The sequence below is a fragment of the Pontibacter russatus genome (genome assembly GCF_009931655.1).
Taxonomy (GTDB): Bacteria; Bacteroidota; Bacteroidia; order Cytophagales; family Hymenobacteraceae; genus Pontibacter; species Pontibacter russatus.
Genome location: NZ_CP047984.1, coordinates 2,153,334 through 2,180,149, shown reverse-complemented (window position 1 = coordinate 2,180,149; position 26,816 = coordinate 2,153,334). Strand labels below are relative to the sequence as shown.

At 56.5% G+C, this 26,816-nt stretch carries 24 protein-coding genes and 1 pseudogene; 9 read left to right on the top strand and 16 right to left on the bottom strand.

What is annotated here, in order from left to right; genetic code table 11:
• Positions 1-162 precede the first annotated feature (162 nt).
• The 3 genes from GSQ62_RS08705 to GSQ62_RS08695 all read right to left on the bottom strand — a co-directional run bounded on the left by GSQ62_RS08705 (position 163) and on the right by GSQ62_RS08695 (position 2,035).
• Entirely contained in the window at positions 163-768 is a 606-nt protein-coding gene (locus GSQ62_RS08705) for a superoxide dismutase (RefSeq protein ID WP_161889145.1), read from the bottom strand.
• A gap of 76 nt (positions 769-844) precedes the next feature.
• Entirely contained in the window at positions 845-1,300 is a 456-nt protein-coding gene (locus GSQ62_RS08700; RefSeq protein ID WP_237587097.1) for a nucleoside deaminase, read from the bottom strand.
• A 180-nt stretch (positions 1,301-1,480) separates the two neighbouring features.
• Positions 1,481-2,035 carry a hypothetical protein gene (locus tag GSQ62_RS08695; RefSeq protein ID WP_237587096.1) on the bottom strand — a complete coding sequence of 185 codons (555 nt, stop codon included), beginning with the start codon at positions 2,033-2,035 and terminating at the stop codon, positions 1,481-1,483.
• 306 nt (positions 2,036-2,341) lie between these two features.
• Between GSQ62_RS08695 and GSQ62_RS08690 the strand changes: the two genes are divergently transcribed.
• Both GSQ62_RS08690 and GSQ62_RS08685 read left to right on the top strand, forming a co-directional pair.
• The gene (locus GSQ62_RS08690) at positions 2,342-2,788 is read left to right on the top strand and encodes a hypothetical protein (protein ID WP_161889143.1); all 447 of its coding nucleotides are present in this window, start codon (positions 2,342-2,344) and stop codon (positions 2,786-2,788) included.
• 583 nt (positions 2,789-3,371) lie between these two features.
• Positions 3,372-3,767, top strand: a complete 396-nt coding sequence (locus GSQ62_RS08685) for a GtrA family protein (RefSeq protein WP_161889142.1) — start codon at positions 3,372-3,374, stop codon at positions 3,765-3,767.
• A gap of 5 nt (positions 3,768-3,772) precedes the next feature.
• Here the strand turns inward: GSQ62_RS08685 and GSQ62_RS08680 are convergent, their stop codons facing one another.
• The gene (locus GSQ62_RS08680) at positions 3,773-5,401 is read right to left on the bottom strand and encodes a glycosyltransferase family 39 protein (protein WP_161889141.1); all 1,629 of its coding nucleotides are present in this window, start codon (positions 5,399-5,401) and stop codon (positions 3,773-3,775) included.
• 93 nt (positions 5,402-5,494) lie between these two features.
• Here GSQ62_RS08680 and GSQ62_RS08675 point away from each other — a divergent pair, with 93 nt between their 5' ends.
• The 6 genes from GSQ62_RS08675 (at position 5,495) to GSQ62_RS08650 (ending at position 12,625) form a co-directional block, all read left to right on the top strand.
• Positions 5,495-6,382, top strand: a complete 888-nt coding sequence (locus GSQ62_RS08675; RefSeq protein ID WP_161889140.1) for a glycerophosphodiester phosphodiesterase — start codon at positions 5,495-5,497, stop codon at positions 6,380-6,382.
• Positions 6,383-6,456: 74 nt separating this feature from the next.
• Positions 6,457-8,214 carry an aspartate--tRNA ligase gene (gene aspS, locus GSQ62_RS08670; protein ID WP_161889139.1) on the top strand — a complete coding sequence of 586 codons (1,758 nt, stop codon included), beginning with the start codon at positions 6,457-6,459 and terminating at the stop codon, positions 8,212-8,214.
• 118 nt (positions 8,215-8,332) lie between these two features.
• The gene (locus tag GSQ62_RS08665; RefSeq protein ID WP_161889138.1) at positions 8,333-8,881 is read left to right on the top strand and encodes a GNAT family N-acetyltransferase; all 549 of its coding nucleotides are present in this window, start codon (positions 8,333-8,335) and stop codon (positions 8,879-8,881) included.
• A 404-nt stretch (positions 8,882-9,285) separates the two neighbouring features.
• The gene (locus GSQ62_RS08660) at positions 9,286-11,025 is read left to right on the top strand and encodes a GMC oxidoreductase (protein ID WP_161889137.1); all 1,740 of its coding nucleotides are present in this window, start codon (positions 9,286-9,288) and stop codon (positions 11,023-11,025) included.
• 28 nt (positions 11,026-11,053) lie between these two features.
• Positions 11,054-11,734 (top strand): gluconate 2-dehydrogenase subunit 3 family protein, encoded by a 681-nt coding sequence (locus GSQ62_RS08655; protein ID WP_161889136.1) that lies wholly within the window; start codon positions 11,054-11,056, stop codon positions 11,732-11,734.
• A gap of 120 nt (positions 11,735-11,854) precedes the next feature.
• Positions 11,855-12,625: a 3-keto-disaccharide hydrolase gene (locus GSQ62_RS08650; protein WP_161889135.1), complete on the top strand. Its 771-nt coding sequence runs from the start codon at positions 11,855-11,857 to the stop codon at positions 12,623-12,625.
• A gap of 173 nt (positions 12,626-12,798) precedes the next feature.
• Here GSQ62_RS08650 and GSQ62_RS08645 read toward each other — a convergent pair whose 3' ends face one another.
• From GSQ62_RS08645 to nuoK, 5 genes are all read right to left on the bottom strand, one after another.
• Positions 12,799-13,005: a hypothetical protein gene (locus GSQ62_RS08645; protein ID WP_161889134.1), complete on the bottom strand. Its 207-nt coding sequence runs from the start codon at positions 13,003-13,005 to the stop codon at positions 12,799-12,801.
• Between the two features lie 301 nt (positions 13,006-13,306).
• Complete coding sequence (locus GSQ62_RS08640; RefSeq protein WP_161889133.1) at positions 13,307-14,689, bottom strand: NADH-quinone oxidoreductase subunit N; 1,383 nt, start codon at positions 14,687-14,689, stop codon at positions 13,307-13,309.
• Positions 14,690-14,733: 44 nt separating this feature from the next.
• Positions 14,734-16,185 carry a complex I subunit 4 family protein gene (locus GSQ62_RS08635; protein ID WP_161889132.1) on the bottom strand — a complete coding sequence of 484 codons (1,452 nt, stop codon included), beginning with the start codon at positions 16,183-16,185 and terminating at the stop codon, positions 14,734-14,736.
• A 12-nt stretch (positions 16,186-16,197) separates the two neighbouring features.
• Positions 16,198-18,126: an NADH-quinone oxidoreductase subunit L gene (gene nuoL / locus GSQ62_RS08630; protein ID WP_237587095.1), complete on the bottom strand. Its 1,929-nt coding sequence runs from the start codon at positions 18,124-18,126 to the stop codon at positions 16,198-16,200.
• Positions 18,127-18,208: 82 nt separating this feature from the next.
• A complete protein-coding gene (gene nuoK / locus GSQ62_RS08625) occupies positions 18,209-18,538 on the bottom strand; it encodes an NADH-quinone oxidoreductase subunit NuoK (RefSeq protein WP_161889131.1) in 330 nt (109 codons plus the stop codon).
• A 235-nt stretch (positions 18,539-18,773) separates the two neighbouring features.
• Here nuoK and GSQ62_RS08620 point away from each other — a divergent pair, with 235 nt between their 5' ends.
• Complete coding sequence (locus GSQ62_RS08620; RefSeq protein WP_237587093.1) at positions 18,774-19,811, top strand: DUF6929 family protein; 1,038 nt, start codon at positions 18,774-18,776, stop codon at positions 19,809-19,811.
• Between the two features lie 273 nt (positions 19,812-20,084).
• Here GSQ62_RS08620 and GSQ62_RS08615 read toward each other — a convergent pair whose 3' ends face one another.
• The 7 genes and pseudogenes from GSQ62_RS08615 to nuoD all read right to left on the bottom strand — a co-directional run bounded on the left by GSQ62_RS08615 (position 20,085) and on the right by nuoD (position 26,785).
• Entirely contained in the window at positions 20,085-20,603 is a 519-nt protein-coding gene (locus tag GSQ62_RS08615) for an NADH-quinone oxidoreductase subunit J family protein (RefSeq protein WP_161889130.1), read from the bottom strand.
• Positions 20,604-20,607: 4 nt separating this feature from the next.
• Positions 20,608-21,117 (bottom strand): NuoI/complex I 23 kDa subunit family protein, encoded by a 510-nt coding sequence (locus GSQ62_RS08610; RefSeq protein ID WP_161889129.1) that lies wholly within the window; start codon positions 21,115-21,117, stop codon positions 20,608-20,610.
• 84 nt (positions 21,118-21,201) lie between these two features.
• Entirely contained in the window at positions 21,202-22,269 is a 1,068-nt protein-coding gene (gene nuoH, locus GSQ62_RS08605; protein ID WP_161889128.1) for an NADH-quinone oxidoreductase subunit NuoH, read from the bottom strand.
• A gap of 3 nt (positions 22,270-22,272) precedes the next feature.
• Positions 22,273-23,253 carry a 2Fe-2S iron-sulfur cluster-binding protein gene (locus GSQ62_RS08600; RefSeq protein ID WP_161889127.1) on the bottom strand — a complete coding sequence of 327 codons (981 nt, stop codon included), beginning with the start codon at positions 23,251-23,253 and terminating at the stop codon, positions 22,273-22,275.
• Between the two features lie 196 nt (positions 23,254-23,449).
• Entirely contained in the window at positions 23,450-24,796 is a 1,347-nt protein-coding gene (gene nuoF / locus GSQ62_RS08595) for an NADH-quinone oxidoreductase subunit NuoF (protein ID WP_161889126.1), read from the bottom strand.
• A 150-nt stretch (positions 24,797-24,946) separates the two neighbouring features.
• On the bottom strand, positions 24,947-25,480 hold the full coding sequence (locus tag GSQ62_RS08590) for an NADH-quinone oxidoreductase subunit NuoE family protein (RefSeq protein ID WP_161889125.1): 534 nt from the start codon (positions 25,478-25,480) through the stop codon (positions 24,947-24,949).
• A gap of 61 nt (positions 25,481-25,541) precedes the next feature.
• Positions 25,542-26,785, bottom strand: a pseudogene (nuoD, locus tag GSQ62_RS08585) (NADH dehydrogenase (quinone) subunit D).
• Positions 26,786-26,816 lie beyond the last annotated feature (31 nt).

Genomic DNA, 26,816 nt, shown 5'->3' with positions numbered 1-26,816 from the left:
CTGATAAACGGCTGTAAAACTAATAACCGTATGCAGGTTTTTATATATTTTGATGCTTATTTTACTGATATATGTTTAGGGTCATAATAAGTATATATAAAAGCCAAAAGCCCCAGTCCTATAGGACCGGGGCTTTTGGCTTTTATATATAGTGTTTGAAGATTACTTCGCTTCGTTGTAGCGGCGCGTTACCTCCTCCCAGTTCACAACGTTCCAGAAAGCATTGATGTAGTCCGGGCGGCGGTTCTGGTAGTTCAGGTAATAAGCGTGCTCCCACACGTCAAGGCCCAGGATCGGCTGTCCGTCACAGGCCTGGTCCACGTTCATGATGGGCGAGTCCTGATTGGCAGTGGAGCAAATCGTCAGCTTGCCGCCGTCTACGCACAGCCAGGCCCAGCCGGAGCCGAAGCGCGTGGCCGCTGCCTTGTTGAATTCCTCCTTGAAGGCGTCAAACGAGCCGAAGGCGCTGTCGATGGCATCGGCCAGCTCGCCGGAGGGCTTCCCGCCGCCGTTCGGCGAAAGGATGGTCCAAAACAGGTTGTGGTTGTAGTAGCCGCCGCCGTTGTTGCGGACAGCCGTGTTGCCATCCACGTTCCGCAGGATCTCCTCGATGGACTTGTTCTCCAGCTCAGTGCCCTTGATGGCGTTGTTCAGGTTGGTGGTATAGGCTTGGTGGTGCTTGGTATGATGGATTTCCATAGTGCGCGCATCGATGTGCGGCTCCAGGGCGTCGTACGCGTAAGGTAGTTTCGGAAGTTCGAAAGCCATAGTTTTATAATAGTTATAGGTTGAAAAATGATGTCAGTACACTTGTTAAAGGTGTACGGCTTGGTCTCAAAGTTAGTTAATTTCTTTTAGCCGCAAAGAAAGCGGCCATCAGGTCGGCGCACTCCTGCGCCATGATGCCGCTCACCATCTCTGTTTTGGGGTGCAGCAGATTCCCTACACGTCTATAACCGCGCTTGGGCTCAGATGTTCCGAACACCACCCGCTTGAGCTGCGCCCAGAAGCTGGCGCCGGCGCACATCACACAGGGCTCCACGGTCACGTACAGGGTGCAGTCGTGGAGGTATTTGTTGCCCAGGTACTCGGCGGCGGCCGTAAAGGCCAGCATCTCGGCGTGCGCCGTCACGTCGTTCAGTTTCTCGGTCTGGTTATAGGCCTTGGCGATGATGCGGTTATTGGCGACGATGACTGCACCGATGGGCACCTCGCCTTCGGCGTAGGCCTGTTTTGCCTGCGTGTAGGCCTGCTGCATAAAGTGGTCGTCGCTGTAGATGGATAGGAAGTCTGTGGCCATGGCAAGTCTCTCAGGTGGAGCCCGCATGAATTTGCGGGCTGCTATATATAAGAAGGAAGGTTATATGGCTGAAGTCATATAACCAAGCCTATCAAAGTTAAGGCACTGCGGGCACAGAATCAAAAAGCCCCCCCGGAAAAGGAGAGGCTTCCCAAGGCATGTGCGGGTTATATATGAACCTCAGTTTTTCTTGAGGGCGATGGAGCTCATGATTTCGCGGGCCGGCTGCTGCCAGTCGTTCTTCATCATAAAAGGGACGTGCAGGGTGAAGATCAGCAGCTGGTCTCCGGCAATGGTATACTGCACAATGCTGTACTTCTTCACCGGTGCCAGGTTCGTGACGCCGCGCTCATCCGCCACCGTCGACACAAACTCGAACACGATAAAATCCTTGCCTTTCACCTGGGTCACCTCCTGCCGGATAAAGTCTATTTTGCTGAAAGTCTCCAGCAGGTTGGCCTTGTAAAACTCGCGCAGCATATCCAGGTCCTGCTGCCTGAACTGCGTGGGCTTCTGCGTCACGCTGAAGTCGACCTGGCCGTTCGGGCTGGTATATACGGCCAGCGGCTCGACAGACGCCGGATACTCACGGGCAATTTCCTCGATGGGCAGGGGCGTAAAATCCTGCGGCAGCATGACGCTGAGCTCCTTGGTAATCTGCACCTTCTTCAGTTTAGGCTGGGCAAAGGCCACCCCTGCCAGGAAAAGAACTCCTAAAAAAGCTATATAGCGCATATTCATGTGTTTCGGAAGGCAAAGTTATAAAAATGGCGGGCATAGTTGCCTTAGCCACAAATGATGCAATTTCTCTGCCAAAGTCTCTAACGAAGTTCGGCGCCCCGTCATTGCATCTGCAGCATCCTCTGGGGCCGGTTGCCGTTATAGAGTGTGTGGCGATAGAGTCACACGCAAAGCTTGCGTGCTGATGACAGCAGCAGGAATGTATTCCTATGGAAGCAGGAACAGCGAGTTGCCGTGCTGCGCGCTTAGTGCCTCTCGGGGAATTTCAATCAATATTATACCATTCAAAAAACTAACACCATGCTTGAAAACATCATGAACAGTGTAAAAGGGCAGCTGACTGGCGAGTTGCAAAGCAAGTTTAATTTAGATCCGCAGAAAGCGAACCAATCGGTGGACCTGGCCAAGGACGACCTGGGGGACGAGATGAAGACCCGCGCCGGCAGCGGCGATTTCGGCGACATCATGGATGTGCTGAAAGGCAACAAGGCGGCCGCCCAGAGCGCCACCGTCAACAGCGCCATCCAGCGGTATGTAGGCGACCTGACCACCAAACTGGGCATCCCGGCCTCCGTGGCCAGCCAGGTGGCACCGTTTGTGATGACCTTCATCATGAACAAGCTCTCGGGCAAGGTAACTTCCGAGGGCATGGGCCAGTCCGACATTATGGGCAGCCTGCTGGGCGGCGGCCTTAAGGACGCCGTGTCCAAAGGGCTTGGCGGAAAGCTGGGCGGCCTGTTCAAATAAAGCCTCCGGCATATATAAATGAAAGAAGCCACACCCAGCAGGTGCGGCTTCTTTGTTAACGTCACTTTGGTTGTTTGGATCGGAAGGGCGCTCCCCCCTTTAAACAAGAGCGCCCTATCGCCGGGGGCTTAACGCTCACGGCAATGTCTTTATAAGCATTGGGTCAAAATTAGCTTAAATTTTTGTAACCCTGCAAGTTCTGAGTCATGAACCTGATCCGGAGAACCTTTCGGCAAGCCGTAAAAGCTTAATTTCCCCTCTACCAGTATTCTCTCAGGATAACAGGGGCCGAGTGATAAATTATTCGAACCGCCTATATACAGCGCCCCGTCAGCCACCACTTAGGCTATAACGCGCAGCTGGGCTGTTCTGGTGTGCCACCCCGAAATATATTTCATGTGCAGGAGACTTTCCCCGATGGTGCCAGCAAGCTTACCCCAATACGGCGCCACTTGCGGCTGCCTGGATGGTGCCCGCCGCGAAAAATTGGTTGCATGGCCAAAGTCTGCTACTTTTGCTGCTTCCGCTGAAACAAACAGTGCCCCGTGGCTGGGCCCAGTCGGTAAGCGTAACGCCAGAGCGAATGAATGAAAGCCTGCAGAGCCTCTTCTTTAAGTTTCTTAAATTTGGCGTGGTGGGCTTATCAGGCCTATTGCTGGACTTCGGCGTTACCTATATTGCCAAGGAGCAACTGCGCTGGAACAAGTACATCGCCAACAGCCTGGGCTTCCTGCTGGCCAGCGGCAGCAACTACTACCTCAACCGCACCTGGACCTTCCACAGTCTGGATCCCGGGATTGGCTGGCAGTTCTCAAAGTTTCTTTTCGTGGCGGCGGTCGGGCTGCTGCTCAACAACCTCATCGTGTACCTGCTCACGGAGCGCGCCCGGCTCAGCTTCTATATCGCCAAGTTCGTGGCGGTGGTGCTGGTCTTCCTCTGGAATTTCTCTGTCAACTATATATACACTTTCACGCGGTAGTGCGGCTACGGCAGCACCTGGTAAAGCTGCACATGCTCGTCTTTGTGTACGCGCGGGTTCAGGAAGTGCAGCAGACGGTCGTATAACGAGGGCGTGATGGTGTGCTCCAGTCTCAGGTTCGGGAACAGGCTGTGCAGCCGCGCCATGCGCTCCTCCATATCGTCGGTGCCCACCACGATGACGTAGTCCGGCTTGTAGGGCGAGGCGGTGATTTCCTGCTGCAACTGTTGCGGCGCCTTGTCTTCGTTCAGGGTATAGGCCATTACAAAATCCGCCGGCAGCTGTGTCCGACCCTGCAGGTACTCCTCCCACACCATGTCCTTATCCATTATATACCTGTCGTACTCGGCGCTCATGTGGCCCAGGTAAAAGAGCGGCGGCTTTTTTACGCTGTGGTTGCCGAACTCCAGCACCACGCCATCCAGGCCCGGCTTCTCTGACAGGTACACCAGCGGGGCCACGCGGCTCTTTTTGGTATAGGTAAAGGCCATCCCCACCGCAGCCGCTATGTTCAGCACCCAAAAGAAGACCCAGCAGAACGCCAGCAGCCTGCGGCGGCGGTGCCAGAACGCGGAAGTCTGCACAAACTGCCGCCACCCGATCACGCCCAGTATCATGACCAGCGGGAGCAGGGGGAGAATGAAGCGCTCCTGCTTGTTCGGGAAGAGCGAGTGCGCCACGAAAAAGATCAGGCCGCCCCAGAAAAGCGTGGGAGCCAGCCGCGCGGTGCGGGCATAGCCCAGCACCAGGAACACACTCACGGGCGGCACCAGGAAACCGAGCACCGTCAGGGCAAAGCGGTAAACAGGGCCGGTGCTGTAGTTTGTGGCGTTCTCGGAGTTATATATAAAGTACGCTACGATGGAGTGGAAAGGGTAATCGAAGAAGATGATGTCGATGACGCCCTGCACCAGAAAGGCGGCCACGGCGAAACCCAGCAGCACAGCGCCCGCTTCGCGCCACTGGCGGCGGTAGAGCAGCACCAGCCCTGCCCCCGCCCCGAACAGCACCGCGTGGTAGCGGATGGTAAAGGCGAGGGCGAACAAAGCGCCCGCCCATATATAGGGCATCACCCGCCTCCGGTCGGCCTGCTCCTGCTTCACCATCAGGTAAAAGGCGGCCAGGTATGGCGGGATGCACACCATCTCTACCAGGTTGCGCACGCTCATAAACGGCATGAACCACACCAGCGCCAGCATCAGGCCCACCAGCCGCGCGTTTTGCGTGTTAGACAGGCGCTCTGTCAGCTTGTAGCCAAAGTACACCACCAGCAGCGAGTACAGTCCATGCAGCACCCGCACCACCGTCATTTTTGTTTCCGGGCTATAGACGCCCATTGCCTCCAGTATATATAAGATGGCGTAATGCACCAGCACGTACAGCATGCTGTGGTAGGGCGGCGTCGGCTCGTTCAGCCACAGCGGCAGCCCGTCGAGCCAGCCCTGCGCAATCGTGATCACGTCGAAATGATCGTCGCTGAAAGCAAACCCTTTGGAGAAGAAGGCCGCCGCCATGCGGATAAGCAGGGCCAGCAGCAGGATGAAGGAAAGCGGCACCAGGTAACGGCTGTGGGTGGTACCGGGGAGGAGAGTTTCGGCGGCGGGCCCGGTAGTTGTTTTCGTATGACTTTGCATGCGGCGGCTGTAGTGCTGCCCAAATTTAAGGGGAAATAAAAGAATTGGTGTTACCTTGGACTTTTAAATTGAATGCAAAGCATCCTGCATCCTGTGAAGACGGTCAGAAAGCGACGCTTACAACTCCTCCCCAAATTACTGCTCGTGCTGGGCGCGGCGGGGCTGGCCATATATGGCTGCCGCGAATTTTACTTCGCCTCCCTCTACGCCGATGCCGATGTGCTGCTGATAGGCCACGCTGGCTCAGGCTTCTTTTCCCCGCTGAACCCTGTTAACTTTTTGCCGCCCAACAGCAGGGCCTCTATCATAAAAGCCATGGAAAACGGGGCAGACGGCGTGGAGGTGGACGTGCAACTGAGCAAAGACGGTGTGCCCATTCTGTACCACGACGTGACGCTTGCCTCGATGACGGTGTGGCCGGAGCCGGACACCATCGAGAACCTGCCAGCCTCGGAGGTGGCGGGGCTGGCCTACAAAGGCGGCTTCCCGTATGACCTGTTCCACAACGAGGGAATCATGACCCTGGAAGAGCTCCTGCAACTGTTCCGCACCTACCCGGAGCCGCCGTACCTGCACCTCGACCTGCGCAACCACGACGCCTCGCGCCACGCCATATATGCCCGCACGCTGCTGGCGCTGCTGCGGCAATACAGATACCCGCTGCAGAAGCTCGTTTTTATCTCCCCAAATGCCGATTTCCTGGAGGCCTTCCGCCAGGTGGAGCCCGATGCCATATTGATGATTGATGCGGGCAGTGACTTCGGGCAGGCACAGCAGACGGTGCTGGCCCACAGCTTTCAGGGCATATGTGCCCATGGCGGCAAGGTAAGCCACGGGCAGGTGCAGGAGGCGAAGCAGCAGGGGCTGGAGGTGGTGCTGTTCGGCGGCAAGTCCAACGCCTATATCGCCAGGATGATTTCGATGGGCATCTATGCCGCCCAGGTGAACGACGTGGCGGCCATGCGCCGGATGCTCGACTAACATCTTTTTCGCACCTGCCTCTCCGAAACTTACAAATTGTTACCTTTGCAGATACAGACACACTCATTGAAGCCATGCTCAGAACACACACTTGCGGCGAACTCCGCCTCCATAACATACACGAAGACGTTGTTTTAACCGGATGGGTGCAGCGCGTGCGCGACAAAGGCGGTATGGTCTGGGTCGACCTCCGCGACCGCTACGGCATCACGCAGCTTTCTTTTGAGGAGGGCATTACGCCACCGGCCATTGTGGAGCAGGCGCGTAACCTGGGCCGCGAGTTTGTGATGCGGGCAACCGGCAAAGTGATCGAGCGCTTCTCCAAGAACGAGAAAATCCCCACGGGCGAGATAGAGGTGAAAGTCTCGAAGCTGGAAGTGCTGAACCCCTCCAAGCTGCCGCCGTTCCTGATTGAGGACGAAACCGACGGCGGCGACGACCTGCGCATGAAGTACCGCTACCTGGACCTGCGCCGCGCCCCGGTGCGCCGCAACCTTGAACTGCGCCACCGCATGATGCGCGAAGCCCGCCATTACCTCGATAGCCATTATTTCATAGAGGTGGAGACACCGGTGCTGATCAAATCCACACCGGAAGGGGCCCGCGACTTCGTGGTGCCGAGCCGCATGAACCCGGGTGAGTTTTACGCGCTGCCACAGTCTCCGCAGACGTTCAAGCAGTTGCTGATGGTGGCTGGCTTCGACAAGTACTTTCAGATTGTGAAGTGCTTCCGCGACGAAGACCTGCGCGCCGACCGCCAGCCGGAGTTCACGCAGATAGACTGCGAGATGTCGTTTGTGACGCAGGAAGACATCCTGAAAGTTTTCGAAGGCTTCATCAGGCACATGTTCTCGGCAGTGATGGGCATCCAGATCGAGAAGCTGCCGCGCATGACCTACGCCGACGCCATGCGGCTCTACGGCTCCGACAAACCGGATACCCGTTTCGATATGCACTTCGTGGAACTGAACGCGCTGGCCCGGCACAAGGGCTTTCCGGTATTTGATAATGCAGAACTGGTGGTCGGTATCAACGCGAGAGGCGCGGCCAGCTATACCCGCAAGCAACTCGACGAACTGACAGATTTTGTGAAGCGCCCGCAGATAGGGGCCACGGGTCTGGTATATGCCCGCGTGGCGGAGGATGGCAGCATCAAATCGTCGGTAGATAAATTTTTTACGGCAGAAGACCTGGCGGCATGGGGCGCGGCCTTTGACGCCCGCCCCGGCGACCTGCTGCTGATACTGGCCGGCGGAGCCGACAAAACCCGCAAAGCCCTGAGCGAGCTTCGCCTGGAGATGGGCGAGCGCCTCGGCCTGCGCGACAAGAACGTGTTCTCGCCGCTGTGGGTGGTGGACTTCCCGCTGCTGGAGTGGGATGCGGCCACGCAGCGCTACCATGCCATGCACCACCCGTTCACCTCTCCGAAGCCAGAAGACCTGCCCCTGATCGATGACCGCCCCGGCGACATCCGCGCCAACGCCTACGACATGGTGATAAACGGGGTGGAAGTGGGCGGCGGCTCTATCCGGATCCACGACCGCAGGCTGCAGGAGCAGATGTTCCGGCTGCTGGGCTTCTCCCGCGCAGAGGCAGAGGCGCAGTTCGGCTTCCTGATGAACGCCTTTGAGTATGGGGCGCCGCCGCACGGGGGCATTGCCTTCGGCTTCGACAGGCTCTGCTCGCTGTTTGGTGGCGCAGACTCTATCCGCGACTTCATCGCCTTCCCGAAAAACAACTCGGGCCGCGACGTGATGATAGATGCCCCGTCGCCAATTGCAAATGAGCAGTTAGACGAACTGCACATCCGCATGAAGCACCTGCCGCACTAAGCGCAGGAAAAGGCGTAAGGCATATAAGATGCGTGTTTAACTTGTGGCGAGCCGTGCCGCAGCCATATAGGCAGGATGCTGTTGAGTAGTGGGTTTATATATAGATTTATCCGGACAGGTGAAGGTAGCAGCGCAGGAGTATGAGTTGAAAACAGGGGAGAAGATCCTGATCAGAGAAGGCAAGGTGACCGACTCGGAAGCCCTGCTGCAAACCGTGCGGGAATACGTGCTCACGAGCCGCTACCTGATTGTGGCTCCTGAGGAACTGGAGAGCACGGTGGCGGACGAGGCGAAGTGGATACGGGAACTGCGGCAGAACCCGAACAGCCTGTTGCTGCTGGCCCTGCACAACGGAAACGTCATCGGCAACCTCGACCTGACCGGCAGCGAGGAGGAGTATGAAGACCAGTCGGGCCTGATAACCATGGGCCTGCTGCAGGAGTATCAGAACAAGGGGCTGGGTTCTATTCTGTTGCGCGCGGCGGTGGCGTGGGCGCGGCAGAATCACAAGCTGCAGGTGCTTTGCCTGCAGGTGGAGCGGGCCAACAAAAGCGCGGTGCGGCTATATCAGAAAGCTGGCTTCAGGGTGGAAGGAAAGCAGCCGGATATAGCGCCCGAGGACCAGGTGGATTACAGCGAAAGCATCATCATGACGCTGAACCTTTGACGAGACATAAGATACAAGACTTACCATAAGCGGTTTAGCTGCTTGCTGCATGTAACCCGGTTGGTATGGGATGAAGAAGGTGCTTTCTGTTGATGATGCAGCTTCTCTCCAATAGCCCCAAGCATATATAAAAAGCCCGCGTACTGAAATGGTCGCGGGCTTTTTTGTTGCCGCCTGCTTCCCCAGCCTCCCCTGAAATATTGTTGCTTTTTCCTGCTTTGCTTTAGCGCGAGGCATATAACCGCTGGGAAATACGGCAAACGCGTTGCACTTCACCGGATAAATTTGTAACATAGCAGAGGCAAATATTTTGGCAAAGAAGCGGGAGCACCTGAAGCGCCAAGTTCCGGCCTCCGCCCGCTCTGTTATGTACACGCCCTCAAACCCTTACGCACATATTCTGCATGGCTGCTTATCAAATCAAAGAAGAACCCAAGAAATACGATGCTGTTATAGTAGGCTCCGGCGCCGGTGGCGGTATGGCAGCTTACGTGCTGGCGAAAGCCGGCCTGAAAGTATGTCTGCTCGAGGCAGGCGCTATGTTTGACCCCGCCACTGACTCCGCGCAACTGAAGAATCCCTGGGAGTCGCCAAGGAGAGGGGCCAGCACCAAGTACCGGCCTTTCGGCGATTTTGACGGCTGCTACTGGGGCTGGGAGATAGACGGCGAGCCCTACACGAAGGTTGAAGGAACGGAGTGGGACTGGTGGCGTGCCCGCATGCTGGGCGGCAGAACCAACCACTGGGGCCGGATATCCCTCCGCTTCGGGCCAAAGGACTTCAAGCACAGAAGCATTGACGGGCTGGGCGAAGACTGGCCCATCGGCTACGATGACGTAAAGCCTTTCTATGACAAAGTGGACAGGCTGATAGGCGTGTTCGGCACCAAAGAAGGGCTGGAGGACGAGCCGGATGGTGTTTTCCTGCCGCCGCCGCTGCCGCGCCTGCACGAACTGAAAATACAGAAAGCGGCGCAGGGCATCGGCATTCCGGTCATTCCCTCGCGCCTGTCCATCCTCACCGAAAAAATAAACGAGGAGCGCGGGCAGTGCTTCTACTGCGCGCAGTGCGGGCGCAGCTGCAAAGTGTACGCCGACTTCTCCGCCGGCTCCTGCCTGGTGAAACCTGCCGTGGCAACCGGAAACGTAGACGTGATTCCGAACGCGATGGCGCGGGAGGTGATCACCAACTCGGAGGGGCTGGCCACGGGCGTATCGTACGTGAACAAAAAAGACATGCTGGATTACCAGGTAAACGGCCGGGTGGTGATACTGGCGGCAAGCGCCTGCGAGAGCGCCCGCCTGCTGCTCAACTCGGTGTCGCGGCGCCACGCCAATGGCCTTGCCAACTCCAGCGACGTGGTAGGCAAGTACCTGCACGATTCCACAGGCGCCTCTGTGAGCGGCGTGCTGCCCGAACTGATGGGCCGCAAGCGCTACAACGAGGACGGTGTGGGCGGCATGCACGTCTACACGCCCTGGTGGCTGGATAACAAAAAGCTCGACTTCCCGAGGGGGTATCATATAGAGTACTGGGGCGGCATGCAGCAGCCAGCCTACGGCTTTGGCTGGGGTGTCGAGAACATGAACGGCAAGCTGCAGGTGAATGGCAGCACCAAGGAGGCGGGCGGCTACGGCAAATCGCTGAAAGAAGACTACCGCTTTATGTACGGCGCAGGCGTGGGCATGGCCGGCCGGGGCGAGGCCATCGCGTTTGAGAGCAACTATTGCGAGATAGACCCGAACGTGGTGGACAAATACGGCATTCCGGTGCTGCGCTTCAACGTGAAGTACTCCGACTACGAGATCAACCAGGCCAAGCACATGAACGAGACGTTCAAGGAGATTCTGCATGAGATGGGGGCCATCATCACCTCGGGCGGCGACGCTGGCCCGCATAACAACTGGGGCCTTGCGGCACCCGGGAAAATCATACACGAGGCAGGCACGGTGCGCATGGGCAACGACCCAAAGAAATCGGCCCTGAACAAATGGAGCCAGGCCCACGACAGCAAGACGCTCTTCTGCGTAGACGGAGGGCAATTCGTTTCGCAGGGCGACAAGAACATCACCTGGACCATCATGGCGCTCTCTATGCGGGCCTCGGAATACATCATCGACCAAATGAAAAAGCAAAATCTATAAGCGCCCTCACAGGCTAAAGCTTAACTATATGGACAGAAGAGAATCACTTAAGGCCATTGTGCTGGGCACCGTTTCCTCGGCGTTTCTGCTGGAATCCTGCGGCGACACCAAAACCGAAGAGCAGGCCGCACAGGTACTGGAGACGCCTACCGAGTCTGCGGCCCTGCCGGGCCGCATGCCGGAAGAGATTGCCCATTTAAAGGAAATCACCTCCAAGACCTTCTTCACAGAACCGGAGATGGCCACGATCACGGTGCTGGCGGATATCATTATCCCGGCGGACGACGTGAGCGGAAGCGCCTCCGAGGCGGGCGTGCCTGCCTTCATCGAGTTTATCGTGAAAGACAAGCCCGAGAACCAGACGCCGATGCGCAACGGCCTGAAATGGCTGGACATCCAGTGCCAGGACCGTTACGACAACCCCTTCCGGGAGTGTACGGAGAAGCAGCAACTGGAGATGGTGGACGCCATTGCCTACCCCGAGAAGGCGGCGCCGGAAATGAAAAAGGGGGTGGCATTCTTTAGCCTAATGCGCAACCTCACGGCGACCGGCTTCTACACCTCTGAGATGGGCGTGAAGGACATCGGCTATATGGGCAACCGCCCCAACCAGTGGCAGGGCGTGCCGGAGGAGGTGCTGCGGGAGCATAACCTGGCCTACACGGAAAAGCAACTGCGCGAGTGCGTGACAAACGGGCGGAACGTATAGGCTATATATATAGGCGCTCCTTCAGGGTATTTCAACATTGAAAGCGCGCCTATCTGTAACCCATATATAGCGCGCATACATAAACAGGTAAAAAACAGATTATATATAAACAACCCTAAAATGACATCTAAAATTTTAATGACAACGCTGCTGGCAGGCAGCTTTTTCATGGTGCAGGCGCAGCAAAAAGCAAAGCCGGAAGACACGGAGGTGTGGGAGCCGGTGCCTGAGAAAGTAACCCCAGGCGAGGCGCGTATCGAGGCTCCGTCAGATGCTACGGTCCTTTTTGATGGGAAGAACCTGGACCAGTGGGTAGCAACGGCAGACCGGAGCAAGCCCGCCCAGTGGAAAGTGGCGGACGGAGTGATGACGGTGAACAAGGAAGCCGGCAACATCGAGACCAAGAAGGAATTTGAGGATTACCAACTGCACATCGAGTGGAAAATCCCTGAAAACATCAACCTGGAGGGGCAATCGCGGGGCAACAGCGGTATTTTCCTGGCCTCCACGGGCAAAGGCGACGCGGGCTACGAACTGCAGGTGCTGGATTCCTACGACAACAAAACCTATGTGAACGGAATGGCTGGCAGCATTTACAAGCAATTCGTGCCTTTGGCCAACCCTACCAAAAAGCCGGGCGAGTGGCAGAGCTATGACGTGTTCTGGAAAGCGCCCACCTTTAAGGCGGATGGCTCCGTGGAAACGCCTGCGCGCGTAACGGTGCTGCTGAACGGGGTGCTGGTGCAAAACAACGTGGAGTTACTGGGCCCGACGCAGTATATCGGCAAGCCGTCTTACAAGCCGCACGGGGCTTCCCCCATCAAGCTACAGGCGCACGGCGACAAAAGCATACCCATCAGTTTCCGCAACATTTGGGTAAGGGAGCTTTAAAGCACATCGCTAACGTAGCACATTATATAAAGCCTGGTTTCCATACAGCCAGCAAGAAAATTTAACCTCACCCATCGGCAGCAGGAAACATGGCATCCTGCAGCCGGTGGGTGAGGCATATAAGAGCACGTCTCCTTAAAATATGTAAGCGGCTATATATAGCCTGGGTTCAATCACAGCGTCATGTCGTGGTACACGGCGGTGTCCGGGTCCAGTGTCTCGGCAGAGTCATCTTCTATATCCAGCTGAACGTCAGTAGGCGTTTCTTCTGTGTCTATCGTTTCCATCTCCTCTGCCGCCGTGTTCGCGCCTCCGTCGCCACAGGCGGCAAGGGTGGCCAATGCAAATGCCATAAAGGCTGTCATTCCTGTCTTTTTCATCGTCTTGTAAGTTTCCTGAACAATCAATCAAACTACTCTTTAACCAATTGTACGCAGTTTGGGGGCCAGGGTGAGCTTTTCTTACAGCACATGACAGGTTAAAAGAAAGCTGCAGGTATAGATAGCCGTTACAGAACATATCGGAAATAGGAATATGAATTATTTGACAGAACCGTCTTCGCGCCCCCCGGCGCGCGAAGATGGTTAATTTATATAGGTGCGGCACTTTATCAGGGCTATATATAAAAAAGCGGCTGCCCCTGATGGAGCCGCCGCTTTCTGTAAGGGTTTATAACCTTCCTTAGAGGATGTCGCTCACCAGTGCCGGGGCTACGCCCAGCAGAATCGTCAGTACAGTGATGAAGATGAGCATGAAGGCCGAAAAGCTGTTCACTTTGATTGGCGCGAGGTTCTCTGCCGGGTGCAGGTACATGGCAATCACGACACGGAAGTAATAGTAGATACCCACAGCGGCCAGCACCACGGCGACGATTACGAGCCACATCATATGGGCATCCTGCAGCACAGCAGCGAACACGAAAAACTTGGCAAAGAAACCGGCCGTCAGCGGAATCCCGCCCAGCGAGCACATCGACACCGTCATGGCAAAGGCCAGCAGCGGGTTCGTCCTGCCCAGCCCGTTGAATGATTCGTATACCTCGCCGCCACGCTGGTTTTTCACCATGCCCAGCACCCCGAAGGCCACCACCGTGGCAGCCGAATAAGCCAGTGAGTAAAACAGGATGGACGAATCAGACTGTTCGTTGAAAGCGACCAGGGCCATCAGCAGGTAGCCCGCGTGCGAGATACTGGAGTAGGCCAGCATGCGCTTCACGCTCGTCTGCACCAGTGCGCCCACGTTGCCCACCACCAGGGTAAGCGTCGTGATGGCCACCAGCGTCGGGAACCAGCTGGGGTAGGAGGCCGCGAAAGCCGCCGCCATCAGTTTGTAAAATGCCGCCACGCCCGCCGTTTTCACCACCGTCGACATAAACGAGGTGAAGAAGGTAGGGGTGCCGTCATATACATCCGGCGCCCAGAAGTGGAACGGCGCAGCCGATATCTTAAACGAGATGCCGATGATCACCATCAGCAGGCCCAGCAGGAACATGGCGTTCATCACACCGTCGGTGGCTGCCTGGGCAGCGCCAATCTCGGTGATGTTGAACGTGCCGGTCGCGCCATATATCAGCACGATGCCGAACAACAGGATGCCGGTGAAAAAGGAGCCCATCAGGAAGTACTTGAGGGCGGCTTCGTTGGAGCGCAGGCTCTTTTTGTCGCTGCCCGCCAGCACGTACATGGCAATGGAGAGAATCTCGACGCCCACAAACAGCATCAGCATGTTCTCAAAGCTCACCATCATGATGGCGCCCACCAGCGAGAACAGCAGCAGCGAGTAGAACTCGGCCAGGTTATCGTCCCGGTCGTCCACGTAGCGCTGCGAAAAGGGCAGCATCAGCAGCGTGGTGAGCACCATGATGCCCGTGAACGCCACCGAATAATTGTCGATGGTGATCATGTTGCTGAAGTAGCTCTGGGTGTCGTTCCAGCTCAACAGGTTGGCGCCAAACACCACCGCCAGGAACAGCAGCGCCAGTGGCAGCAGCATCCTTTTCGAGTTCGCGAAACCGATGAAGAGGTTCACGATGCCGAAGAGGGAAAGAAGTATGATCGAAGTCATGTCGTCGTGTTTCCTGTTAAATTCTTTTCTAATTCCTGTGCCGCCTACCGGTTAATGATGTTCAGCAGGTTACCCACGGCGGGCTCCGAGATGCTCAGGAACGTGTTGGGGAACAAGCCGATCCAGAACACCATGATCACGAGCGGAATCAGCACCGCCTTTTCACTCATCGTCAGTTCGGCAAATATCTCCGTCGCCGCCCCCGTTGGGCCGAACATCACGCCCTGAAACATACGCAGCATATAGACTGAGCCCAAGATAATAGTCAGGCCGGCCACGCCGCCGAGCCAGTAGTTGTACTGAAACACACCGGACAACAGCAGGAACTCGCCCACAAAACCGTTGGTGAGCGGTAGCGCCACGGAGCCCAGCATCAGAATCATAAAAAAGATAGAGAGCGCCTTGGCATGCTGTGTAATGCCGCCCAGGCTGGTGATCTCGCGGGTGTTGGTGCGGCGGAAGATGATGTCGATGACGAAGAACAGGCCCACCACGTTGATGCCGTGGCTCAGCATCTGGATCACCCCGCCCTGCAGGCCCCGCTCGTTCAGCGTGAAGATACCCGCCGCAATCAGGCCCACGTGTGCAATAGAGGAGTAGGCAATCAGGCGCTTCAGGTCGCTCTGGCGGATGGCGATGACGGAGGCATATATAATCCCGATGATGGACAGCGCCAGCACCAGGTCGGCCCACTGGCTCACGCCGTAGGGCACCACCGGCAGCAGCCAGCGCAGCACGCCGTATATACCCATCTTCAGCATGATGCCCGACAGCAGCATGGTGCCCTGCGTTGGCGATTCGGTATAGGTGTCGGGTTGCCAGGTATGGAACGGGAACACCGGCATTTTGATGGCGAAGGCGATGAACAGGAACCAAAAGATCCAACTCTGCGACGCGCTCGACAGGTTCAGGTTGTAGAATTCAAACACTTCGGAGGAGTGGCTGCCCGGCGTCTGCAGGTAGAGATACACAAACGCCGCCAGCATGAACAGCGAGCCCAGGATAGTGTAGACAAAGAACTTGATGGTGACCGGCACCCGATTCGTACCGCCCCATATAGCCGCGATAAAGTATATCGGCACCAGGGCCACCTCCCAGAAGAAATAGAACAGGAACGCATCCAGCGCCACGAAAACACCGATCAGGCCCGTCTGCATGAACAGGATGAGGGCGTAAAAAGCATTCGGGTTTTTGTACTCCTGCTTAAAAGAGGACAGGATGATGAGCGGAACCAGGAAGGTCGTGAGCAGCACCATCAGGATGCTGATGCCGTCCATGCCGATGGTGAAGCCGATGCCGAGGCTTTCAATCCAGGGGAAGGAGAGCGCATGCTGCATGCTTCCGCTGGCGGTGTTGAACCCGGCCAGCGCCACCAGCGAAATGGCAAACTCGATAAGTGCCGCCACAAAAGCCACCGTTCTGGCAGTCTGCCCTTTCAGGAGCAACACCAGCAGTGCAGCTAAGGCAGGCCAGAAAAGTAAGAGAGCTGTAATCATCTTCTAAGAATCTTATCCGATAAAGAAGTTTAAAAATAGAATCAGCACGATGCTGCACACCATCACGAGTATATAAAATCCGATAACCCCGCTCTGGGCGTAGCGTAGCGTGCGGCCACTCTGCGTCGCGAATTTGCCGAAGCCGTTCACGATGCCGTCCACCAGCACCGTATCCACGAAGCGGTATAAAACGGAGGAGAGCCACATCACCGGGCGCACGATAAGGGCGTTGTACAGCTCGTCGATATAGTATTTGTGGTAGATGAGGTTATGAACAGGCGACAGGCGCTCGCCCTCCGGCGCAGGCACCGTCTTTTTGCTCACATATAGCACATAGGCGATGATGGCTGCTATCACGGCCACGGCCACCGAAATGGCCATCAGCATATATTCCGTGGCATGGTCGAGGTGCAGCGGCTCAATGGCAGCGGCGTTGGCTACGCGGGCAAAGCCATATATAGGCGAGAGGGAGTTCTGCAACACATGGCTGTTCTCGGCAAACACCGCCGGAATGCCCAGGAAGCCGCCCACCGTGGACAGCACAGCCAGCACAATCAGCGGAATCGTCATGGAAGCCGGGGACTCGTGCAGGTGGTGGCGCTGCTCCTCGGTGCCCCGGAACGTTCCGAAGAAGGTCAGGAACACGAGGCGGAACATATAGAAGGACGTCATGAAGGAGGCCAGCAGGCCCAGCGCCCACATCAGCTTGCTGTGCTCATATACGTGCGCCAGAAGTTCGTCTTTTGAGAAGAAACCTGCAAATGGCGGAATACCGGCAATGGCCAGCGTGCCGATGAGGAAGGTGAGGAACGTGATGGGCAGATATTTGCGCAGGCCTCCCATATAGCGGATGTCCTGCTCGTTGCTCATGGCATGAATCACAGAACCGGCACCCAGGAACAGCAGCGCCTTGAAGAAGGCGTGCGTGAGCACGTGGAACAGCGAAGAAGAAAAGGCCATCACCCCCAGCGCCAGGAACATATAGCCCAGCTGCGACACGGTGGAGTAAGCCAGCACCTTCTTGATGTCGTTTTGCGCCAGGCCGATGGTGGCGGCCAGCAATGCGGTTGCCACACCCACCACGGCAATCACCTCCAGGGTGGTAGGGGCCAGCACATATAATACGTTCGAGCGCACCACCATATAGATACCCGCCGTCACCATGGTCGCGGCGTGAATGAGCGCGGAAACCGGCGTCGGGCCCGCCATCGCGTCGGGCAGCCAGGTAAACAGCGGAATCTGCGCGCTCTTGCCCATCGCGCCCACAAAGAGCAGCATCGTAATGGCAATCATCACCCCCGAGTCGATGCCGCCTGCGTAGCGGGCCGCCTCGGCAAACACCTGCGGGTAGCTCACGCTGCCGAAGGTGATAAAAATAAGGAAGATGCCCAGCAGGAAGCCCAGGTCCCCGATGCGGTTCATGATAAAGGCTTTCTTGGCGGCGTTGTTGTAGCTGGTGTTCTTGTTCCAGAAGCCGATCAGCAGGTAGGAGCAGAGCCCCACGCCTTCCCAGCCCACAAACATCATCACGTAGTTGGAGCCCATTACCAGCAGCAGCATCGAGAACATGAACAGGTTGATGAAGGCGAAGAACTTGCCGAAGTTCTCGTCGTGGCTCATATACCCGGCCGAGTACAGGTGAATGAAAAAGCCGATGCCCGTCACCATCAGCATCATGAGCAGCGTGAGCTGGTCGATGAGGAAGGAGAAGCCGATGCGCAAATCGCTCACCGAGATCCAGTTGTAGAAATCGACGGTGTAGGCGCGGCCGCCGCTGGCCGTGAAGTCCAGGAAGAGGTAGATGGAGATAAGGAAGGAGGCCAGCACCGTGCCGCACCCTACCAGGCTCACCAGCCCTTTTGCCAGTTTCCTGTTGCCCAGGCCGTTCAGGATAAAGCCCAGGAAAGGCAGCATCGGAACGAGCAGACAGAGCAGTGCCATGGCTTGGTTACTACTTGGCATTACAATCTCTTGCATCTGTATATGTCTTATATATGCTGTTGAGTGATAAATTGTGGGGCTGCTACCACCGCAGGTAGTTGAGCAGTTGCACGTCCGTGGAGCGGATGTTACGGTACGTCATCACGATAATGGCCAGGCCCACGCAAACCTCGGCTGCCGCCACCGCCATGATAAAGAACACAAAGGCCTGGGCGCTGGCGTCGGCGCGGTAAGCGGAAAGGGAGGTCAGCAGGATGTTCACAGCGTTCAGCATCAGCTCGATGCACATGAATATAACGATGGCGTTGCGGCGGGTAAGCACCCCGATGACTCCGATAACAAAAAGGGCGGTGCTGAAAAACAGGTAATATTCAAGTGGAATGGTTCTGATAACCTCAGGTATCTGGTTCATTTTCTGTGGGTCTGAACGTATGGCTGGTTAAGTGCTGTGCTAAAACTAAGGCGCAAAGTTATCCCCTATTTTCAAATAAACATAAATAATCTGAATCTTCTTTAGGCGGGCGGCGTAGGATTCCGGCTCCTGTTTCTGCCTTTTCTGCCTGCGGCGGAGCGCGCTTTGGCCATGGGTTTATACCAACGGCGGCAGGTTTCCGTAGTTAAGGGTAATTCTGAACCGAACTCCCTGTATGAACTATAAGTGTATCTTGCCGGTGTGCCTTGCCTCTTTGGCGCTTACCGCCTGCAAAACTGAACAACCCGCCGCCTCGAACGCGGCCACCGCCGAAGTCCGCATGAAAGAAATCCAATTAGAAGCCACCGTGCAGCAGAAGCTGACTTACGAGCATCTGCCCTCCGCCTCCGGCATTGAGCTGGTCGACAGCGCCTATTATGTTGTGGGGGATGACTCCCCGTACCTGTACGAACTGGATGCGCAGTATAAGCTGGCCCAACGGCATGTGCTGTTCGACACCGCTGACTTTGCCACGGGCCGCATTCCGAAACCGTTGAAGCCCGACCTGGAGGCCATGGCGCATTTCACCTACGGCCGCGACCAGATGCTGCTGCTGATCGGGTCCGGCTCCAGCGACAGGCGCAACCGGGCTTTCGTGGTGAACGTGACGGATGGCATGCAGGTGCGGGAACTGGACTTTACCCGGCTCTACATGTTTCTGAAACGGGTGCTGCGAATGAAGACAGACAGCGAACTGAACCTGGAAGGCTTTGCGATGGACGAAACCGACACCTACATCATGCAGCGCGCGCTTGGCACGGCCGCCGGGGTGCTGTTCCGCTTTCCTACCAGAGGCTTCAAGGATTTTGTGATGGGTGAGGGAGACATACCGGCTGCTGCTGTCTATCATTTTGCGCTCCCGGAGCTGGGGGGATATATGGCCGGGTTTTCAGGCGCTTACGCCTTCGGCGGCAAACTGTTCTTTACTGCCTCGGTAGAGAACACCCCTAACGCCATTGAGGACGGGGAGGTGCTGGGAAGCCTGGTGGGCCTGATTGAATTGAACGCTTTGCCCTATGCCGCAGATGCCACAAACCCGCTGCGGGTGCCTGCGGTGCAGCTCATGAACCCTGACGGCTCCGTCTATACCGGAAAGGCGGAGTCGCTGGTGGTGGCAGCCGGTGAAGGCGGAGCGTACAAGCTCGTGGTGGTGTCGGATGATGACCAGGGCGGCTCGGAATTGCTGGAGATCCAGTTGGAGGTGAAGGAGTAGGACTGAGTATCGTATCTATATAAGGCGCAGCACTTTAGAAACACCGGCCTTATTTATATATGACAAGTTTATATATGGCAAGAGTCGCGGTATATAAACTTGTTTTTTAAGGACTATCTGCTCTTCCGGATTTGTAATCCGAAACAGCGATAGCGGAGGTGATGCCTGAAGGATGAAAGCAAAACATATCACGCCATATGTAATCATATATAACCAGAAAGGCCAGCGCTGTAGAAGCGCTGGCCTTTCTGGTTATATATAAACTGAACGCTTTTAGAAATGCCGCTCGCCAGTTTCTTTCTTGCCCAGCATCACGGCACCCACCATGGCTACCAGAAACAGCACGGACGCCAGCTCGAAAGGCAGCAGGTACTCCGTGAACAGCACCTGGCCCAGGTTCTCCACCATGCCCACCTGCGAGTTGTAGGTGTCGGGGTTGTAGCCTTCTATGTCGGAGTCTTTCAGCGCGGCGATCATTACCACAAAAAGCAAGCCTCCCGCAATAACGCCCGCAATCTTGCTCAGGGCAGACACCTTTGCATGGCTCTCCGTCTGCTTGCTCATGTTCAGGAACATAATCACGAACAGGAAGAGCACCATGATAGCCCCGGCATATACGATGATGTTGACCGCCGCCAGGAACTGCGCATTCAGCAGGATATAATGGCCGGAGATGGTAAAGAACGTGATGATCAGGAACAGCACGCTGTGTACCGGGTTTTTGGAAATCACCACCATCAGGGCGCAAAGCAGCGTCAGCGAGGAAAGAAAATAGAACAGGCTCTCTGTCATCGGATTATTTTGTTTCAGTAGTCTTCAGCGGCTCCACCAGGCGGTCTTTGCCATATATAAATTCGTCGCGCTCGAAGCGGGCCGGGGCCAGTTTGTCGTCCTGCAGGAAGATGGCGGCTTTCGGGCAGGCTTCCTCGCAGAGGCCGCAGAAGATGCAGCGCAGCATGTTCACCTCGTAGGTAACGGCATACTTCTCCTCGCGGTACAGGTGCTCCTCGCCCGCCTTGCGCTCTCCGGCCGTCATGGTGATGGCTTCGGCTGGGCAGGCCACGGCACAAAGTCCGCAGGCGGTGCAGCGCTCCGCGCCGTTCTCATCGCGCTTCAGCACGTGCAGGCCGCGCCACACTTCGCTGCGCTCGCGCGTCTGCTCCGGGTACTGCACGGTGGCCTTCTTTTTGAAGAAGTGCTTCAGCGTGATGCCGAGCCCCTGGGCAATAGCAGGCAGGTAGGCGCGCTCCGCAAAGGTCATCGGCAGTTGCTCTACGTTCTTTCTTCTATTGGTTAGTGGTTCCATGTATGTTATCTTTTGGATGTCAGTGTCTTTCCTCCTGCCTTAACAGGATGCAGAACGCCAACATTCAAGTTTAGATACTTTAATTTAAAACAGGTAATCTTTCAGCAGAATACCGCCGCCTGTCAGCACAATGTTCAGGATGGCGAGCGGAATCAGGATCTGCCAGCCCAGCTTCATCAGTTGGTCGTAGCGGAAGCGCGGAAGCGTCCAGCGCACCCACATGAAGAAGAAGATGAACAGGAATATCTTCGCGAACATCGCCGCCACGCCAAGCAGGGTCACAATGTTATTGGCCGTCACCGCGCTTTCTGTGGCACCGGCCAGCCAGGCTTCCAGCTCCGCCATGAACGGGAAGTTATAAGCCCCGAAATACAGCGTCGCCATCACGGCGGAGGCCACGAAAATGTTGATGTACTCCGCAAACAGGTACATGCCCAGTTTCATGGAGCCGTACTCGGTGTGGTAACCCCCAATCAGCTCGGCCTCACTCTCCGGCAGGTCGAAGGGCGTACGGTTTGTCTCGGCGAAGGCGCACACCAGGAAAATGATGAAGCCCAGCGGCTGGTACCAGATGTTCCAGTTGAAACCCGCCTGCTGCTCCGCTATTTCCCGCAGGGAGAGGGAGCCCGTCATCATCAGCACCGCGATCAGCGACAGGCCCATGGCCAGTTCGTAGCTGATGTTCTGCGACGCCGCACGGATGGCGCCCAGCAGCGAGAACTTGTTGTTCGAGGCCCAGCCGCCTATCATCAGGCCATACACGCCCAGCGACACTACCCCGAATACATACAGCACCCCGATGTTCACCTCGATCGCCTGCAAAAACACCTCACGGCCGCCCACCAGCAGCATATCCCCGAATGGGATAACGGCACTAGACATGGTGGCCACCAGCATCGCGATGCCGGGGCCGATAATGAACAGCGCCTTGCTTGACCTGGCGGGAATAAAGTCTTCCTTGAAGAACAGTTTGCCCGCATCGGCCAACGGCTGCAGTAAGCCCGCCGGGCCTGCGCGGTTCGGGCCCACCCGGTCCTGGATGAAAGCGGCAATCTTACGCTCGAAGTAGGTAGAGTACGTGGCTATCAGCAGGGTGATTCCGAAAATCACCAGGATGTAAATTCCTTTGTATAAGAGGTCTACGGAATCCATATATTATTCCTGTGGCAGGTTTTTCTTGGTGGACACTGGCAGATTCGGAACTATCGGCACATTGAGCACCGGCAGTTCGTAATGGTTTGCCGAAATTACAGAATTTCTGTTGATATGGGTCGGGCCTTCTATTGTCCAGTCTTTTGTCTCCTTCTTGTCGAAGCGGCAGGTGTTGCAGATAAACTCCAGGCTCTCGTTGTACTGGTCCTTGCGGGCTGTCACGCGCAGCACTTCCTCGCCCCGCGTCCAGAGGGTCACTTTTCCGGAGCAGGTAGGGCAGTCGCGGTGCGCGTCGAGTGGCTTGGTGAACCAAACGCGGTTCTTAAAGCGCCACGTTTTGTCTGTCAGCGCTCCCACCGGGCACACATCGATCACGTTGCCGGAGAAGTCGTTGTCTATCACATTCTCGATATAAGTGCCTATCTCGGCGGCATCGCCGCGGCCCAGCACCCCATGCACGCGCTCCGGCGTAATCTGGTCGGCCACGTGTACGCAGCGGTAGCAAAGGATGCAGCGCGTCATGTGCAGCTGGATATAGGGCCCCAGGTCCACTTTGTTGAACGTGCGGCGCTCTTCCTCAAAGCGCTGCGCGCTCACGCCGTGCTCATAGGACAAATCCTGCAGCTTGCACTCCCCGGCCTGGTCGCAGATAGGGCAATCCAGCGGGTGGTTGATGAGCAGCATTTCCACGATGCCTTTGCGGGCGTTCAGCACTTCCTCGTTCGTCGTGTTCTCCACCACCATGCCGTCCTGTACCTGCGTGATGCACGAGGCAACGAGTTTAGGCATCGGGCGGGTGTCTTTGGAGGAGCCCTGCGTTACTTTTACCAGGCACACACGGCACTTGCCGCCACTGCCTTTTAACGGCGTATAAAAACACATGGCAGGCGGCACAATTTTGCCCCCTATTTTTCTTGCGGCCTGCAGAATGGTAGTTCCGTCCTCTACCTCTATCTCAATGCCGTCAATGGTTACTTTGGCCATCTTATATATCGTTGTTCGTTTCTCGTTGTTCGTTTCTCGGAAGAAGGCGAACAACGAAAACGGTCTAACCTAAATAGAATTTTATATATGCAGCTGGCGCTACCGCCAGATTTTGATGCTTTAGAGACGCAATATTTTGCGTCTTAGGTTTTGTGTGGTGTAGGCAGGAGACGCAAAATATTGCGTCTCTACGATTTTACGCTGTCACGGTATCCAACTGGCCTCTATATACCGCACCCGGGGCTGTCGCCTCTTTCGGGTGTTTTATATGCCACTCAAACTCCTCGCGGAAGTGGCGGATGGCGGCGGCTACCGGCCACGCGGCGGCATCACCCAGCGGGCAGATGGTGTTTCCCTCTATCTGCTTGGCCACGCTTACCAATAGGTCGATGTCCTGCTGATGACCGTGGCCGTACTCGATGCGGTGCAGCACTTTCTCCATCCAGCCGGTTCCTTCGCGGCAGGGGCTGCACTGGCCGCACGACTCATGATGATAAAAGCGGGCATAGTTCCAGGTGTTGCGCACGATGCACTGCTCCTCGTCGAACACGATGAAGGCACCCGAACCCAGCATAGAGCCCGTTACAAAGCCTCCGTCAGACAAGGACTCGTAAGACATAAGGCGATTTTCCCCGGCGGCTGTCTTCAGGATAAGGTTCTTTGGCAGAATCGGCACAGACGAACCGCCCGGCACCACGGCCTTCAGCTCGCGGCCTTTCCAGATGCCGCCGCAGTACTCATCAGAGTATATAAACTCCTCTACCGGCACGCCCAGCTCAATTTCATATACCCCGGGGTTGTTGATGTTGCCGCTGGCGGAGATCAGCTTGGTGCCTGTGCTGCGCCCGATACCGATTTTAGCATATTCGGCCCCGCTGTTGTTCACAATCCAGGGCACAGACGAAATTGTCTCTACGTTGTTCACCACCGTCGGGCTCTGGAAAAGGCCTTTCACCGCCGGGAACGGGGGCTTGTTGCGCGGGTTGCCGCGCTTGCCCTCCAGAGATTCCAGCAAGGCAGTTTCCTCGCCGCATATATAAGCACCGCCGCCGGGCGCCACGTGCAGGTCCAGGTCGTAGCCGGAGCCCAGGATGTTTTTGCCCAGCAAGCCGGCTGCGTATGCTTCTGCAATGGCTTTTTCGAGGATGCGCAGGATGAACATCAGCTCGCCGCGGATATAGATATAGGAGGTGTTGGCACCGAGCGCGTAGCTGGAGGTAATCATCCCCTCAATCAGCCCGTGCGGGTTTTTCTCCATATACCAGCGGTCCTTGAAGGTGCCCGGCTCGGATTCGTCGGCGTTGCAGACCAGGTAGCGCGGAATGCCCTCCGGCTTTGCCAGGAAGCTCCACTTCATACCCGCCGGGAAACCGGCGCCACCGCGGCCGCGCAGGCCGGATGTTTTCACCTCTTCCACCACCTCCGCCGGGGACATCGTTTTCAGGGCTTTCTCTACTGATTTGTAGCCGCCATGCTTCCGGTATACCTCCAGCGTCTCGATGCCGGGTACGTTTATATGTTCGGTTAATATCTTAAGTCCCATTGTAGCAGGATGTATTGCTTCGCAGTGGCTTGTTCAGGGGCGCACTGGCTGTTTATCAATGATTTAATCGACAAAAGATGTTTAGACAAGAACGCCAGGGGCGGTTAAATAAAAAATGCCCTTCGTCACTTTTCTGTCTTTTGTCTAATCTTACTTCGCCCAGGCTGGCGTCTCGTGCTCTTTCTGGCGCATCATCGCCAGGAACTCGTCCACGCGGGCCTCGCTGTCGAGGTTCTCGTAGTACAGCTCACGCACCTGCAGCATCGGGCCTGTTCCGCAGGAAGCGAGGCACTCCACCGGCTTCAGCGTGAACATGCCGTCAGCCGAAGTCTCGCCTTCCTCGATGTTCAGCTTGCGCTTCAGCGTGTCGATGAGCTCATCGGCGCCGCGCAGGCAGCAGGGGCCGGTGCGGCATACTTCCAGCACGTGCTTGCCCACCGGCTTCAGGTTGAACATGGTATAAAACGTCGCGACCTCATATACCTCAATCGGCTGAATGTCCAGGATCTCGGCTATCTTGTCCATCACCTCCGGGCTCACCCAGCCGCCAAACTCGGCCTGCGCGATGTGCAGGATGGGCAGCAGGGCAGACTTCTGGCGACCCTCCGGGTAGTGGCTGATGTAGCGCTGCATCTCGGCCAGAGCCGCATCAGAAAACTGTACTTCGTTTATAGTCTCTGCCATTTTTCAATTGTCACTGGCCCTGTATATGGGTCAATGTTGAATGGTAAATGATTCTTGTTAATTATGCGTCCAGTTCGCCGGCAATCACGTTCAGGCTGCTCAGTGTCAGGATGGCGTCAGCCAGTTGCCCGCCCTTGATCATCTCGGTATAAGCCTGGTAGTATATAAAGCAAGGCCTGCGGAAGTGCAATCTATATGGCGTGCGGCCGCCGTCGCTGAGCAGGTAAAAGCCTAACTCGCCGTTGCCGCCCTCCACGCTGTGGTACACCTCGCCCACCGGAATGTCTGTCTCGCCCATCACAATCTTGAAGTGGTAGATAAGGGCTTCCATGCTGGTATAGACCGCCTGCTTCGGCGGCAGGTAATAATGCGGCGCGTCGGCGTGGTAAGAGCCCTCCGGCAGGTTTTTGTAGGCCTGCTCAATTATCCTCAGGCTTTGCCACACTTCCTCGTTACGCACCAGGAAGCGGTCGTAAGTGTCGCCTTTGGCGCCTACCGGAATGTCGAACTCGAAATCTTCGTAAGAAGAGTAGGGGTTCATCACGCGCACATCGTAGTCTACACCCGTGGCACGCAGGTTGGGGCCGGTAAAGCCGTAGTTCAGGGCCCGCTCCGCCGAAATAGCGCCCACGCCGGTTGTCCTGTCGATGAAGATGCGGTTGCGGGTCAGCATTTTCTCAAACTCCGCCCACACTTTCGGGAAGCGCTTCAGGAACTCATCGATCAGGTGCAGGGCCTTCGGTGAAAGGTCGCGCTCCATGCCCCCGATGCGGCCCATGTTCGTCGTCAGGCGGGCACCGCAGACCTCCTCATATATATCGTAGATGTGCTCGCGCTCCTGCATCACGTACAGGAAGCCGGTAAAGGCGCCGGAGTCCACCCCCAGGATGGAGTTACAGATCAGGTGGTCGGAGATGCGGGCCAGCTCCATCATGATCACGCGGATATACTGGGCGCGCTTCGGGATGGTGATGCCGAGCAGTTTCTCCACCGTCATGTGGTACCCCATGTTGTTGATGGGGACGAGCAGTAGTTCATGCGGTCAGTCAGCGGCGTGATCTGGTAGAACGGCCGGCGTTCCGCTATTTTCTCGAAGGCACGGTGGATATAGCCGATGGTGGGCACTGCGTCCACGATCTTCTCGCCGTCCATTTGGAGGATGTTCTGGAAAATACCATGCGTGGCCGGGTGCGTGGGGCCCAGGTTCAGCGTGGTCAGGGGCCGCTCGTCCTGCAGGGCCAGCCCGTGGTCTTTACGGAACTGCTCCAACTCGGTGAGTTCTGCGGTTTTATTTTCAGTAGCCATGCTATATATGCTTTATTTGTCTGCTGTTACG

What these genes read in the sequence shown, in the direction of transcription:
- GSQ62_RS08590 (WP_161889125.1), bottom strand. Translation starts at nt 25,480, where the DNA reads ATGGCAGAGACTATAAACGAAGTACAGTTTTCTGATGCGGCTCTGGCC.
- GSQ62_RS08690 (WP_161889143.1), top strand. Translation starts at nt 2,342, where the DNA reads ATGCTTGAAAACATCATGAACAGTGTAAAAGGGCAGCTGACTGGCGAG.
- GSQ62_RS08620 (WP_237587093.1), top strand. Translation starts at nt 18,774, where the DNA reads ATGAACTATAAGTGTATCTTGCCGGTGTGCCTTGCCTCTTTGGCGCTT.
- GSQ62_RS08600 (WP_161889127.1), bottom strand. Translation starts at nt 23,253, where the DNA reads ATGGCCAAAGTAACCATTGACGGCATTGAGATAGAGGTAGAGGACGGA.
- nuoK (WP_161889131.1), bottom strand. Translation starts at nt 18,538, where the DNA reads ATGAACCAGATACCTGAGGTTATCAGAACCATTCCACTTGAATATTAC.
- GSQ62_RS08635 (WP_161889132.1), bottom strand. Translation starts at nt 16,185, where the DNA reads ATGATTACAGCTCTCTTACTTTTCTGGCCTGCCTTAGCTGCACTGCTG.
- GSQ62_RS08640 (WP_161889133.1), bottom strand. Translation starts at nt 14,689, where the DNA reads ATGACTTCGATCATACTTCTTTCCCTCTTCGGCATCGTGAACCTCTTC.
- GSQ62_RS08680 (WP_161889141.1), bottom strand. Translation starts at nt 5,401, where the DNA reads ATGCAAAGTCATACGAAAACAACTACCGGGCCCGCCGCCGAAACTCTC.
- GSQ62_RS08660 (WP_161889137.1), top strand. Translation starts at nt 9,286, where the DNA reads ATGGCTGCTTATCAAATCAAAGAAGAACCCAAGAAATACGATGCTGTT.
- GSQ62_RS08645 (WP_161889134.1), bottom strand. Translation starts at nt 13,005, where the DNA reads ATGAAAAAGACAGGAATGACAGCCTTTATGGCATTTGCATTGGCCACC.
- aspS (WP_161889139.1), top strand. Translation starts at nt 6,457, where the DNA reads ATGCTCAGAACACACACTTGCGGCGAACTCCGCCTCCATAACATACAC.
- GSQ62_RS08610 (WP_161889129.1), bottom strand. Translation starts at nt 21,117, where the DNA reads ATGGAACCACTAACCAATAGAAGAAAGAACGTAGAGCAACTGCCGATG.
- GSQ62_RS08650 (WP_161889135.1), top strand. Translation starts at nt 11,855, where the DNA reads ATGACATCTAAAATTTTAATGACAACGCTGCTGGCAGGCAGCTTTTTC.
- GSQ62_RS08685 (WP_161889142.1), top strand. Translation starts at nt 3,372, where the DNA reads ATGAATGAAAGCCTGCAGAGCCTCTTCTTTAAGTTTCTTAAATTTGGC.
- nuoF (WP_161889126.1), bottom strand. Translation starts at nt 24,796, where the DNA reads ATGGGACTTAAGATATTAACCGAACATATAAACGTACCCGGCATCGAG.
- GSQ62_RS08705 (WP_161889145.1), bottom strand. Translation starts at nt 768, where the DNA reads ATGGCTTTCGAACTTCCGAAACTACCTTACGCGTACGACGCCCTGGAG.
- GSQ62_RS08655 (WP_161889136.1), top strand. Translation starts at nt 11,054, where the DNA reads ATGGACAGAAGAGAATCACTTAAGGCCATTGTGCTGGGCACCGTTTCC.
- GSQ62_RS08615 (WP_161889130.1), bottom strand. Translation starts at nt 20,603, where the DNA reads ATGACAGAGAGCCTGTTCTATTTTCTTTCCTCGCTGACGCTGCTTTGC.
- nuoH (WP_161889128.1), bottom strand. Translation starts at nt 22,269, where the DNA reads ATGGATTCCGTAGACCTCTTATACAAAGGAATTTACATCCTGGTGATT.
- GSQ62_RS08700 (WP_237587097.1), bottom strand. Translation starts at nt 1,300, where the DNA reads ATGGCCACAGACTTCCTATCCATCTACAGCGACGACCACTTTATGCAG.
- nuoL (WP_237587095.1), bottom strand. Translation starts at nt 18,126, where the DNA reads ATGGCACTGCTCTGTCTGCTCGTTCCGATGCTGCCTTTCCTGGGCTTT.
- GSQ62_RS08695 (WP_237587096.1), bottom strand. Translation starts at nt 2,035, where the DNA reads ATGCGCTATATAGCTTTTTTAGGAGTTCTTTTCCTGGCAGGGGTGGCC.